Source organism: Cytobacillus firmus (assembly GCF_023612095.1).
In the GTDB taxonomy this organism is placed as follows: Bacteria; Bacillota; Bacilli; order Bacillales; family Cytobacillaceae; genus Cytobacillus.
Genome location: NZ_CP086235.1, coordinates 950,430 through 963,729 on the forward strand (window position 1 = coordinate 950,430; position 13,300 = coordinate 963,729).

General features: G+C 42.0%; 10 protein-coding genes and 2 pseudogenes. 10 read left to right on the plus strand and 2 right to left on the minus strand.

What is annotated here, in order from left to right:
• Window positions 1-34 precede the first annotated feature (34 nt).
• The 4 genes from LLY41_RS04855 (at window position 35) to dat (ending at window position 4,389) form a co-directional block, all read left to right on the plus strand.
• The gene (locus tag LLY41_RS04855; RefSeq protein WP_304587073.1) at window positions 35-751 is read left to right on the plus strand and encodes an ABC transporter ATP-binding protein; all 717 of its coding nucleotides are present in this window, start codon (window positions 35-37) and stop codon (window positions 749-751) included.
• Complete coding sequence (locus LLY41_RS04860) at window positions 741-1,919, plus strand: ABC transporter permease (protein WP_304587074.1); 1,179 nt, start codon at window positions 741-743, stop codon at window positions 1,917-1,919. The genes LLY41_RS04855 and LLY41_RS04860 overlap by 11 nt, the downstream gene beginning before the upstream one ends.
• A 97-nt stretch (window positions 1,920-2,016) precedes the next feature.
• Window positions 2,017-3,435 carry a dipeptidase PepV gene (pepV, locus tag LLY41_RS04865; protein ID WP_304587075.1) on the plus strand — a complete coding sequence of 473 codons (1,419 nt, stop codon included), beginning with the start codon at window positions 2,017-2,019 and terminating at the stop codon, window positions 3,433-3,435.
• A gap of 84 nt (window positions 3,436-3,519) precedes the next feature.
• Window positions 3,520-4,389, plus strand: coding sequence for a D-amino-acid transaminase (gene dat, locus LLY41_RS04870; RefSeq protein WP_304587076.1), 870 nt, complete (start codon window positions 3,520-3,522; stop codon window positions 4,387-4,389).
• A 50-nt stretch (window positions 4,390-4,439) separates the two neighbouring features.
• Here dat and cysK read toward each other — a convergent pair whose 3' ends face one another.
• Complete coding sequence (gene cysK, locus LLY41_RS04875; protein ID WP_095244487.1) at window positions 4,440-5,372, minus strand: cysteine synthase A; 933 nt, start codon at window positions 5,370-5,372, stop codon at window positions 4,440-4,442.
• A 499-nt stretch (window positions 5,373-5,871) separates the two neighbouring features.
• Between cysK and thpR the strand changes: the two genes are divergently transcribed.
• From thpR to LLY41_RS04900, 5 genes and pseudogenes are all read left to right on the plus strand, one after another.
• Window positions 5,872-6,450 carry an RNA 2',3'-cyclic phosphodiesterase gene (gene thpR / locus LLY41_RS04880; RefSeq protein ID WP_304587077.1) on the plus strand — a complete coding sequence of 193 codons (579 nt, stop codon included), beginning with the start codon at window positions 5,872-5,874 and terminating at the stop codon, window positions 6,448-6,450.
• Between the two features lie 65 nt (window positions 6,451-6,515).
• Complete coding sequence (locus tag LLY41_RS04885; protein WP_304587078.1) at window positions 6,516-7,493, plus strand: nuclease-related domain-containing protein; 978 nt, start codon at window positions 6,516-6,518, stop codon at window positions 7,491-7,493.
• Window positions 7,483-8,448, plus strand: a complete 966-nt coding sequence (locus LLY41_RS04890; RefSeq protein ID WP_304587079.1) for a diacylglycerol/lipid kinase family protein — start codon at window positions 7,483-7,485, stop codon at window positions 8,446-8,448. The genes LLY41_RS04885 and LLY41_RS04890 overlap by 11 nt, the downstream gene beginning before the upstream one ends.
• A gap of 66 nt (window positions 8,449-8,514) precedes the next feature.
• Window positions 8,515-10,664: pseudogene (gene pulA / locus LLY41_RS04895) on the plus strand (type I pullulanase).
• A gap of 654 nt (window positions 10,665-11,318) precedes the next feature.
• A pseudogene (locus LLY41_RS04900) lies at window positions 11,319-12,091 on the plus strand (phosphotransferase).
• 3 nt (window positions 12,092-12,094) lie between these two features.
• Here LLY41_RS04900 and LLY41_RS04905 read toward each other — a convergent pair.
• Window positions 12,095-12,373, minus strand: coding sequence for a YtzH-like family protein (locus tag LLY41_RS04905; RefSeq protein ID WP_035330369.1), 279 nt, complete (start codon window positions 12,371-12,373; stop codon window positions 12,095-12,097).
• Window positions 12,374-12,606: 233 nt separating this feature from the next.
• Between LLY41_RS04905 and trmB the strand changes: the two genes are divergently transcribed.
• Window positions 12,607-13,245 carry a tRNA (guanosine(46)-N7)-methyltransferase TrmB gene (gene trmB / locus LLY41_RS04910; protein ID WP_304587080.1) on the plus strand — a complete coding sequence of 213 codons (639 nt, stop codon included), beginning with the start codon at window positions 12,607-12,609 and terminating at the stop codon, window positions 13,243-13,245.
• Window positions 13,246-13,300 lie beyond the last annotated feature (55 nt).

Sequence of the window (13,300 nt, forward strand, 5' to 3'; positions counted from 1 at the left end):
GTGATATTCGTATGTATAGTCAGGAGGAGAGAAAATGAAGCTATTAAACGTTGAAATTGCATCAGCAGGCTATGAAAATGAAAAACCGATCATACATAATATTCGATTTGATTTACAGGAAGGGGAATTGATCGGCCTGATAGGGCCAAACGGCGCTGGAAAAAGCACAACGATTAAAACCATTCTGGGATTGATGGAGCATAAAAAGGGAGCAGTGGAATTTAAGCATGGTGTGAAATATTCCTATATCCCGGAACGGCCTATTTTTTATGATGAGCTGACACTTTGGGAACACCTGGATTTTACAGCGGCAGTGGAAGGATTGCCGGAATTACATTATAGGAAGAAAGCAGAGGAGCTCTTAAAAGAGTATAATCTGTCTGAACATGCTCACAAGTTTCCCGGAACCTATTCAAAAGGAATGCAGCAAAAGGCTATGCTGATTCTTGCGATGATTGCCGTTCCGGATGTTTATATCATTGATGAACCGTTTATTGGGCTTGATCCTAATGCAATGAAACTGTTTCTGGAATCAGTTGACCGGGAAAGGAAAAGAGGCGCAGGCATTCTCATGTCCACGCATGTTCTGGATACGGCAGAGAAAGTATGCAGCCGCTTCTTAATTGTGCATGAGGGGCAGTTGAAGGCTTCAGGCACAATATCTGATATCAGGGAGAAATGCAATCTTCCCGCTGGGTCACTTTATGAATGTTTTCATCAGATCGCAGAGGGAAACGGCAATGAAAAGTAACTCTCTCTTCCTCAGAAGGCTAATAAACAGCTGGAGTTACCAGTTTGGTATTTTCCGTTCCATTGCCGATTGGACCATCATGGTCTATCTCATTGTTCCGGGAACTGTCATCTTTGGAATGAACTATCGCTCCTGGTGGCTGGAAACTCCGGAATGGATGGCTGGCATGCCATTGTTTCTCCTTTTCTTTCTGTTCTATATTTTTTCATGGATTGGAAATTTCCGCCCATTTGTATTAGAGGCAGATAAGGTATTTCTGGTAAAAAATAAGACCCTCTTTATGGGAATGAGAAAATGGGGATTTGGTTACTCACTAATCTTTCAGGCAATCAGTACAGCAGCAATGATTGCTATTTTTCTTCCTTTTTTAAAGAACAGATATCTTTTAGATTGGGGCCAAATCGCTGTCATGCTGCTCTTTTTCATCTCACTGAAATGGTCTATTATGACAGTTTCTTATTTTTTGAAAAGGATTGAAGGGAAATTTAAAAGATATGTGGTCACCTTTGTGCTGTTTGTACTCTTAAGCTGGTTCAGCCAGCTTGTATATTCACTCTGGTCTATCGGTGCAGACTTTCCGGTTATAATTGCATCAGCATTGCTGATTTCCGGCGCACTTATAAGAGCTTCCCGGCTGCTGAAAAAAATCTCGGCCTTAGAGTTTGAGGTCATGCTTGAACAAGAAGAAAAAACAAAGTATATAAAATGGATATTTATGATGGCTCCTGATCTGGAAAAGCCGGTTGTTTATATGCGGACAAAACCGCTATTATTCAGAAACTCCAGAAGGGTCTTTAATAAGAGAACACCCATAACGGGACTGGCGGAATTATTTTTAAAGATTTTTATTCGAAACCCCTCGTATATTTTCGGTTATTTTCAAATCATTTCCGTGAGCGCTGCCGGCATTCTTCTTATACCGCCTTTATGGATAAAGGTAATTGTATCAGGTGTCTTTCTTTTCCTGATGTATTCCTGGCTCTCTCTTACTTGGGATAAAGCCATTATGTCTCACCCCTTTACTAAAAAATACAGTGAAAAGGATTTTTACTTTACTGCGAGAAATAGGACGGTCTTAGCCCTTTTTCTCCTCTCCATTTTACTGTTAGGGCTATTTTTAGGCGCATCAACGCTAATCTTGGCAAGATTCAGCTTTCCTGGTGCATAATAAATGTATGTTTTATTAAACGGTCCCATAAGCAAAAGGCGGACAAAGTGGGTTATAATGGGGAAATCATAAGTGTTCAAGTCAAGGAGGCAACTGTATGAACGTATTGGATTGGCAAAAAGAGGTTAATAAGAGAAAAGATGAATTAATTAAGGATACTCAAAACCTTTTGAGAATCAGAAGTCTGCTGGACGAAGAGAATGCAACAGATGAGGCTCCCCTTGGGGAAGGGGTAAAAGAAGCGCTCGATTTCATGCTTGCACTTGGTGAAAAGGATGGATTCACTGCAAAAAACGTCGGCAGCCTGGCTGGTCATCTGGAATTCGGCGAAGGCGAAGAAATTGTTGGAGTACTTTGTCACGTTGACGTGGTTCCTGAAGGGGATGGATGGACTAGCGATCCTTTTGGTGCAGAAATCCGCGATGGAAAGATCTTTGCCAGAGGGGCAATTGATGATAAAGGCCCAACAATGGCAGCTTATTATGCCATGAAGATTGTAAAAGAATTGGGGCTGCCATTAAGCAAACGGGTGCGAATGATTATCGGAACAGATGAAGAAAGCGACTGGCGCTGTGTTGAGCATTATTTCAAACACGAAGAAATGCCTTCAATTGGATTTGCTCCGGATGCAGATTTCCCAATTATTTATGCTGAAAAAGGCATCTCTGATTTTGATCTTGTTCAAACTGGATACACCGAAGAAGCAGACAGAGAAGTATTGGCAGAGGTTGTCTATTTCCAGGCAGGAAGAAGATATAACATGGTTCCTGATTTTGCAAAAGCAAGTCTTGTGGTTCACCTTGAACATACAGAAGTGGTGCAAAGGTATATTAATTTCCTGAAAAAGACAGAACTTGAAGGCAAGTATTACATAGATAATGGCGAACTGATCCTGGAACTTCAAGGAATTTCGGCTCATGGGATGGAGCCTGATAATGGGAAAAATGCCGGTATACTGATGGCATCATTCCTGGCGTCTCTTCAGCTGGATGAGAAGGCATGCCAATATTTTCAGTTTGTATCACAATACTTATGTGATGATTCCAGAGGGAGAAAACTTGGCATTGCCTGCACGGATGATATTACAGGCGACTTAACCATCAATGTAGGCAAACTTTCATATACGAAGGAAAATGGCGGCCGTTTAGGCTTTAATGTACGCTATCCCGTTACAAATGATATGGGAGAAACGAAAAACAAGCTTGAGTCTCTAATCGAAAACAAACATTTCAGATTGGAGAATTTTTCGGATGCCAAGCCTCATCATGTCGAAGAAGATGATGTTTTGATTCAAACACTGAAAAAAGTATATGAACAGCAGACTGGCGATAAGGCAGAGCTTTTATCCATTGGCGGGGGGACATATGCACGCTCATTAAAGTCAGGAGTTGCATTTGGCCCGCTCTTCCCAGGCAGGGAAGATGTCGCACATCAAAAAGATGAATATATGTTTATTGAGGATTTGTTAAAGGCAGCAGCCATTTATGCACAGGCGATTTATGAACTTGCGAAATAACTTTGAAACCTGATATGATGGCTGAAAGATTTTTCATACAGCTAATAGATAGACAAACAAATCATATACAGGGAGTGGCAGAAAATGGAATATGTCATTTTGAATGGTGACTTGATCGAACGCTCAGAAGCGAAAGTGGATATCGAGGACCGGGGCTATCAATTTGGTGATGGCGTCTATGAAGTAATCCGCATCTATAACGGAAAAATGTTTACGGCAGATGAGCATCTTGAAAGGCTGCTTGAAAGCGGCCGGAAAATAGAGCTGAGCATTCCTTATTCCAAGGATCAGCTTAAACAGATGATTATAGAGATGATTGAGAGAAACAATCTTGAACTGGGTATTGTTTATATGCAATTTTCCAGGGGGACTTCTCCTAGAAACCATGCATATCCTGGTGCAGATGTTTCACCGGTGCTTACCGCCTACACCCGTGAAACCACAAGGCCGGTTGAATCAATGAGAAATGGCGTTAAAGCTATTCTCATTGAAGACATCCGCTGGCTGCGATGTGATATAAAGAGCCTGAATTTGCTGGGCAACATCATGGCGAAGCAAAAAGCAGCCCAATCCGGCTGCTTTGAAGCCATTCAGCATCGCGGGGATACAGTGACTGAGGGAAGTTCTTCCAATATAGCCATAGTAAAGGATGGAACACTTTATACACACCCTGCAACAAATTTGATCCTAAATGGCATTACCCGCCGCAAGATCAATGAGATCTGCAGGGAAAATGGAATAGCACTTGAAGAGTCAGCTTTTACTAAGGAAGATTTACTGTCCGCAGATGAAGTCTTTATGTCCAGCACCTCAGCTGAAGTTACTCCGATTATCGAGATTGAAGGAAAGCTGATTGGAAATGGAAGTCCAGGCCCTATCACAAATAAATTACAAAACCTTTTTGAAGAGGCTATTGAAAAACAGTGCGGCAGTTTGACTGATAAAATCAGGTAATTCTTAAACGAAAGACCCCAGGAATATTTCCTGGGGTCTCTTACCTTAGCTTATTCAAACTGAAACAGATCGCTTGAAAGATATCTCTCTCCAGTATCGCAAACGATGAATACGACAACATCGTCCGGCTTTAGCCTTTTTGCAACCTGGATGGCGGCATAGCAGGCAGCTCCTGAAGAAGGACCGACTAATATCCCTTCTTCTCTTGCCATTCTGCGTGTTGTATCATATGCTTCTTCGTCTTTGATTTGATGGATTTCATCATAAACATCGGTATTGAGAATTTCAGGAACAAATCCCGGACTTGTGCCGACAAGCTTGTGCCTGCCAGGCTTTCCGCCTGATAGGACGGGCGAGCCTTTTGGCTCCACTACATGCACTTCCAACCCCGTATAATGCTCTTTCAGAACTTCACCTGTGCCGGTAATCGTGCCGCCCGTACCTGCCGTGGCAACGAAGGCAGACAATGGTTTGCCGATTTCCTTCATAGCCTCAATAATTTCGATGGCAGTTGAGTGACGGTGTGCATCAGGGTTAGCGTTATTTTCAAATTGCATCGGCACAAAGCTGTTTGGAATTTCCCCAGCCAGTTCATTAGCCTTTTTAATAGCACCGGGCATTTTGTCATCACCAGGGGTCAGGACAACTTCTGCTCCATATGCTTTCAAAAGGTTGATGCGCTCTGCCGTCATAGTATCAGGCATAACCAGAATGGCCTTATAGCCGCGGGCTGCTGCATTCATTGCCAGCCCAATGCCGGTGTTCCCGCTTGTCGGTTCAATAATGGTTGAACCAGGTTTTAATTTGCCTGCTTTCTCCGCTTCGATAATCATATTATATGCCGCGCGGTCTTTTACACTGCGGCTTGGATTGTAGAATTCAAGCTTTGCATAAATGCTTGCGCCATTTTCAGGTGCCAGCTTATTTAATTTTACAAGTGGAGTATCTCCAATTAAGTCCGCAAGATTGTTGACAACTTTCATCTGACTCTCCCTTTCAAAAATGACTTTATTTAAGGCTGTTTTCTAAAGGTTTGTTGCTTTTTGTTTTTATTTACTGAGTTGATTGCAGCGGAAGGTGCGAGACTCCTGCGGGAGTAGCGGGACAGGTGAGACCCCGCAGACGCGGAGCGTTGAGGAGGCTCACCGCCCGCCCCGCGGAAAGCGAGCAGCCTGGAGCGGAAATCAACGGACAACATTGATAGGCCAAAAACAACAATAAATACGAAAAAAGCCTTATTTAATAACAAGGAAGTTTACTCTATAGAACTATTATCTTTGTTATTTTATGTCAATTTGTTTAATTTCATCCTGATAAAGGAAATCTATATCTATCCGTATTATATCCATCATACTAAAACAGACTATTCCAATCAAATCAAAAGGAATTAGAAGGGATACAAAAATAAGAGAACAAACAGAAAGTATCTGCCAATTTTAACAGATGTTTGTTAAAATAAGTGGAAATATGGAGGAATATCAAGTGTCTAAACAAATGAATGCTCATTTTTTCTTTGCGGTGAAATTGCCGGAAGAAACAAAGGAAAAGTTGAAGGAATATATGGAATGTGTAAGTCTCAAACTGCCTTTTAGCCGCTGGGTTCACCATGAGGATTATCATATTACATTAGCATTTCTGGGATCGGCCCCTGAAGACAAACTGCAGAAAGCTGTCAGGCTTGCAGCTGACTCGATCAGAAACGAAAAATGTTTTAGGCTGCAAATATACAAACTTGGCGTATTCGGAAAACAAGACGCGCCAAGAATTTTCTGGTGTGGAACACAGCAGGACATGCATCTTCAAGACTTAAGATTGAAGGTATATTCAGCCTGTCAGGAAGCGGGATTTGAGCTGGAGACAAGACCGTTTAAGCCACATATCACCATGGCAAGAAAATGGGCCGGCACTGGTCCATTTCAGCAAAGTCTGCTCGATGTTAACAGTCCATTTAAAGACGGGCACCTTGAGTTTGAGGCTTCAGAAGTTGTTCTATATCAAACTCATCTGGATAAATCGCCGAAATATGAAAGCATTGCCATCTTTCCGCTATTGGCGGAATAAAATAATTACATACTTAAACAGTAAATGATAGATAGAAAGTTATTTACGAAAGCAGGGCTAGGAGAATGGGACAGTTAATTAAATTGCAGGATTATGTATCACGTTACCAGCAGGACATTTTTGTTTATCCTTCCCGTTTTGTCAGGCTGAAAAAACAGCAGTGGGATAAATGGCATAAAGCGTGGGAATCAAATGAATCCTTTACCCCGCAATCCGTGCAGCATGATACTGCGGGCACAGCGGACTGGTCCGGTGAAGAAAAAGAGCCGCTGGTGGAAAAACTAAAGGGGTTATTAAAAAGGGGCAGGAATGAAGAATATGAGCAATATGATCCTATCGAAAATAAAGTGAAAAAGGAGGAAGATGTGCTTGAATTTGAAGCCTCCTTTGCTGTACGTCCAGAAACAATTGAGAATCTAAAACACCAGTTTCTGGACCAGCTTTACCGGTTCCAGATGAAATGGGCAACCTCCACACTAACGGAAAAATCATTTCCCGATAAGCACTACTATTATGATGAAAAGCTGAAGTATTTTCTGCAGAGATATCCGGATACGTATCTTGTCATGTATAATCCGATCTTTTTATTGAAAAGGGCTCCGGTTGAAACAGAAATTATTGTCATAGGACCGACAGAGGTATGGTGCATCAGCTTTTTGGAGCAGGAGGATTCGGCGGTATTCACAGGTTCAAAGGATAGATTCTGGACAAAAAAGGGAAAAGGGGAAGAAAAAAAAGTTCTGAATCCGCTGCTTGCATTAAATAGAACAGAAAAAATTATCCGAAAAATATTTGAAATTCATTCTATTGAATTGCCGGTTAAAAAAGCTGTACTTACGCGAAATGGCTATATTGATTATCCTGCAGCACCGGCAGATGTGCAGCTGGTCGAGAAAAGGACCTATGATCAATGGTTTCAGGCAATGAGAAGTCAGCGTTCTCCCCTCAAGCATGCTCAATTAAAAGGAGCACAGGCATTGCTTCAATATTGTCAGACTGCATCAGTCAAAAGACTGGAGTGGGAGAATCGGAATGAATCCTGAAACGTTCCACGGGGATAAACCACTTATGTTCATTATTAATCCGCAGGCGAAAAATGGCTATTGCCTTAAAGTCTGGGGAAAGGTTGAGCAGATGCTGAAAGAGAAAAATATCTCGTACTCCGCAGTTAGGACAGAATACCGCGGCCATGCCAGGGAATTGGCAAAGATTTATATAGAACAGGCAGGCGGACAAAGATTGTATCTTGTTGCTGTGGGCGGAGACGGAACGGTTCATGAAGTAATGAATGGCGCGGCGGGTCATCAGAATGTGACTGTCGGGTTTATTCCAGGAGGGTCCGGGAACGACTTCTCGCGGGGCTTTGATATCCCTAAAGACCCTGGGGAATCTTTAACCGCAATACTTAAGGGAATTAGTCATTCTGTGAAGGCCGATATCGGAATGATTAGACACACAGATGGGAAAACAACATATTTTATTAATAATATGGGTGCAGGATTTGATGCACTGATTTCCCGGAAAGTAAACAATTCAAAGATCAAGGGTATCCTGAATCAGCTTTCTCTGGGCAAATTTGTATACGCTCTCTTTCTTATAAAAGAGCTGTTTTTCTATAAATGCTCTGATCTTGAAATCATCATTGACGAAAAAAAACATCAAATAAGGTCAGCCTGGTTTATCACTATTTCCAATCAGCCATTCTACGGAGGCGGTATGAAGATTTCTCCGGATGCAAACCCTTTTGATGGAATTCTAAATGTTACGGTAGTCCACAATATATCCAGGATTAAACTTTTGTTTGTATTTGCCTCTGTCTTCAAGGGGAGACATATAGGATTTAAAGAAGTCGCAATCCTGCAGGGCAAAAATATCAGCATTCGTTCTTCACACCCCATCCCTGCCCACGCAGATGGCGAGGTTCTGGACAGCACACCGATTTCAGCATCTGTTTGCCCGGAATTCATTTCAATAATTAAAGGATATGTTAAAGGATAGTGATGATTTTTAGGAGAGAGCTGCTCTTAAATTACCGTCCTACAAAGCAAAGGAGCTGAGTTCGGAATGATAACGATTGAAAGGACTTTTAATGCATACCTGGATGAAATGCACATCATTACGATTCTACTTCCTTTCAGCTATCATCAGGGACGTTCTTCCGGTTTCTCTCTCCTTTCAGACGTGGAGGAAGAGTTTCCTGCAGACATATTGCAAAGCAACCCGATTGAGGACGCCGTTAAATATACATGCAAAATAGACCATAATGTGGAATTCGGGAAACAATACTGGATAGTGGATGAATATGGAGGGAAGACAGACCTGCAAATCGGAGCGGTCATTCGAACAAGTGATTTTGATGAGAAGTTCTATTATGACGGACCGCTGGGTATATCGTACAGCAAAGAAAAGACGTGCTTCAGGCTCTGGGCTCCGACAGCTGCAATGGTAAAGCTGAAGTTAAAAGGAGCATTGGAGGGGGAAGCGGAGCTTTTTCAGATGACAAGAGGAGAGAGGGGTGTCTGGAGCTGTGAAGTAACCGGCGACCTCGATCGTTTTCTTTATTCTTTCCTGGTATGCATTAACCTGGAATGGAAAGAAGCTGTAGATCCATATGCTGTGTCCTCGTCTATGAATGGTGAATATGGGGCTGTCGTAAATCTGGAAAGTACAAAAATAAAGAAGCCGGATCTTCCGCCGCTCCATCAGCCGACAGATGCCATCATATATGAAACACATATCAGGGATTTTACCATTCATCCAGGGAGCGGTGCACAACAAAAAGGCCTTTATCTGGGAGCGGGCGAGACAAACACTGTTGGCAGTGACGGGGAGCCGACATGCCTGTCATATGTCAAACAGCTCGGTGTAACTCACATTGAGTTTCTGCCTGTCCATGACTTTGAAGGTGTAAATGAAAAAAATCCAAAAGAGGAATACAACTGGGGTTATAATCCGCTCCATTTTAATGTCCCGGAAGGAAGCTATTCTTCCGATCCCTTGGATCCCTATTCACGGATTAGAGAATTGAAAGCTTTGGTTCAGGCTGTTCATTCCCAAGGGCTTAGAGTCATAATGGACGTAGTCTACAACCATGTATATATTCGTGAGCATTCTTCTTTTGAAAAAATCGTACCGGGCTATTTCTTCCGCCATGATCAATATGGAATGCTTTCAAATGGCACCGGAGTTGGAAATGACTTTGCTTCTGAGCGTCTGATGGCCAGGAAATTTATTGCTGATTCCGTATCATACTGGATGAAGGAATATCAAATTGATGGTTTCAGGTTTGATTTGATGGGTATCCTCGATATCGAAACGATGAATGAGGTTCGCAGAATTTCGGAATCAATTGACCCTGCTGTCATTATCATTGGAGAAGGCTGGGATTTGAATACCCCTATACCGGAAGGCCGGAAAGCAAGCATCCGCAATCAGGAAAAGCTGCCGGGAATCGGACAATTCAATGACTGGTTCAGAGATTCCATCAAAGGCAGCACCTTTAATTTATATGATAAAGGATACGCGTTAGGGAATGACCATTACTATGATGCGGCAAAGCAGGTATTGGCCGGAAGCATTGGCCTCGAAAAAAAGAGAATGGCATCTTCCTCTCCCCATCGCAATCAGTAAATTATGTGGAATCCCACGATAATCACACTCTATGGGATAAGATCCTGGTTTGTTCTGAAAATACGGATCCGATGACACAGAAAAAAAAGCACCGATTGGCAACCGTAATGGTACTCCTGTCACAGGGAATCCCATTTCTGCATAGCGGACAGGAATTTTATCGGACCAAAGGAGGGAATGGAAACAGCTACCGAGCTCCAGACTCCATTAATCAACTGGACTGGGAGAGAAAATCACGTTATTTCGATAATGTTGAATATATTAAAGGGATGATCAGCATTAGAAGGTCAATTCCTCTTTTCAGGCTTGCAGATGCGGAATTAATCCGCAATTCCATGCGGTTCATGGATATTAAAAAACCGCTAATTGGATATGTCTTAACCAGCTCTGATCAAAATGCCGGGTGCAGCCATGCTGCAGTTATTATCAACCCTTCAGCGACGGAAGAAGAAATCTTGCTTCCGGATGGGGATTGGGACCTTATTGCGGATGAACATACCGCCGGCAATTCCACCATACGTAAGATAAGCACCAAATTCACAATTCCGCCAATAAGTTCATATGTACTGGTTTGCAGAAAATAGAAAAAATCTGATAAGCACACAAGCTGCGGCTTTTTTCTGCAAACATTACCTTTAATTGGGAAATACTGATGTAAAGACCTGAAAAAACATCATTTTTCCTGATGATATTCCGTAAACCTAAATAGATGCACTTGACGAAAAAAGCCAGTAAGAATAAAATTTATAAAGATGGCTATTGTGAGGAACTTACATCAATAGCTCTTTTTTTATTTTAAGTTCCCATTACATGGCTGGTTTTGTATTTGCTGTTTACTTTTGTGCATTATTGGTGCTTTACTTAATTAACCTGATAAACAGCTATATTTGCGAAATTGCACTATAGTCGAATAGAACATAACATTACTAAGCAACGGCCCTTTTATCGGCCATGGCAAAATAAGTCTTGATCAAAAAACAGGGCTTATTTTTCAACTCTTAATTATTTTTACTTCGAGAATTGTCTAGCTCCAGCGCCTACCCCCTCGAGGTCACAAGCCAATCCTCCCAAAAGGCAAAGAACGCCTTTCTGGGAGGCTCGTCTTGTGCTTGAGGCCCACAGGATGTGGGTCATGCAGACGTTGCCACAGGACGTGGCGAACTTAGTCTGCGTTCATATGGGTGGGCAAGGCGCTTGCGCTTTTCTACAATGGCTTACTAAATTGCAGGTGAACAATTTTGGAACATTTATTTGGACATGACTGGGAGATTGTTCCCGCCGGAGGGGCGACAGGGGAAGCTTTTTATGCAAAGAACGATGAGCAGAGGCTTTTTCTTAAAAGAAACTCTTCTCCTTTCCTGGCGGTTCTATCTGCGGAAGGAATCGTCCCGAAACTTATCTGGACAAAAAGAATGGAAAATGGGGATGTTATAACTGCCCAGCAATGGCTTAATGGACGGGAGCTGAAAGCTTCTGACATGAACCGGGAAAGCGTGGCAAAGCTTTTGAGTAAGATCCATTCTTCAAAGCCGCTGCTTGGTATGCTGACAAGAATGGGGAAGTCTCCGCTGCAGCCTGAAACTCTTCTGCATTTGATTGAGGAAGAGCTGGACTGTGATCTGAAGGAGCAGGCTGCTGTTATTCAGTCAGTCGATTTCCTGAAAAAGAAGTTTCGCACATCCGCTGTGAAGAAAATACGGTGTGCCACTGCGATGTGAATCATAACAACTGGCTGCTTGCGGAAAACAACCAGCTGTACTTGATTGATTGGGATGGAGCCATGATAGCAGATCCCGCCATTGACCTGGGCATGCTGTTATATTGGTACATTCCTAAAGAAGAATGGCCGAATTGGCTTGAGCGGTATGGCATTCAATTGACAGATGATTTGCTGCTCCGCATGAAATGGTATGTGATTGCACAGACTTTGACATCTATTCAATGGCATAAAAATAAATTCAGATTCCAGGAAATGGACAAGTGGCTTTCTTACCTGGATGAGCTTCTTTGAGATTTACGAAAATTGATCAATATCCTGTACCCATTGTGATAAATCATTCTGATGGGATTCAATGTGGGTATCCAACTGGGAAGAATTGATTCCATGCTGACTGTATTCATAAATTTCTTCTAATACTGTTTTTACGTTTTGATTAATGTTTCCGTTGATCATTAATGACTTAACGAGGCGTTCCAATTGTTCACATTCTGAAATAGAGCCACAGCAATCTGTCTGATGATTGCTTAAAATATCTTTTAATAAATTTAATTGATCCTGGTGTCCAAGCGGCATGAAAAACATCCTTTCTGTTGAATCTTTAAAATAAATGCAAAAGGAATTCACTTTAGGTTGTGGATTCCTTTTTTATTTATTCATGCGGGGATGTAATTTAAGTGATTAAATGCCATCAGGTTAAACTGCTGGCAAGGGATAAACCAATTTAGCAAATCCCTCTAAAAATAAAGTTGCATCACAGGGATGGGCATGATATTGTTTGAACGATATTAATTTTTAGGAGTGTCAATATGCGACAGCGAAATAAACCTTGGGCAAAGGATAAGTTGGCCGACTATCCTCAATACGTAATTTCAGAACCTGAAAAGAATAAAGGAAAATGGAATGAAGCATTTGATAAAGATCAGCCCCTTCATATAGAAATTGGGACAGGCAAAGGCCGCTTCCTAACTGGTATGGCGAAAGCAAACCCGGATATTAACTATATTGGAATCGAGCTGGCTGAGAGCGTTATTGTCACCGCACTGGATCGGATCATTGAGGAGGAGCTTTCAAATATAAAGCTTTTGAATGTAAACGCAAATGATCTTCGTGATTTCTTTGAAAAAGACGAAGTCAATCGTGTCTACCTCAATTTTTCAGATCCATGGCCTAAGAAGCGTCATGCAAAACGCAGGCTGACTTATAGAAGCTTCCTGGAAATTTATGAAGATATTCTTGTGGATAAGGGAGAAATCCACTTTAAGACTGATAACCAGGGACTGTTTGAATCTTCTCTTATGAGTTTTTCCGATTATGGCATGCTGCTGACATTTGTCAGCCTCGACCTTCACAATAGTGATTATGAAGGAAACATCATGACCGAATATGAAGAAAAGTTCTCATCAAGGGGAAGCCGTATATTCCGGTGTGAAGTGCAATACAGATAATTGAGAGGGTGTCCCAAAAGTATATCTTTTGGGCACTCTCTTTTGATTGCATAAA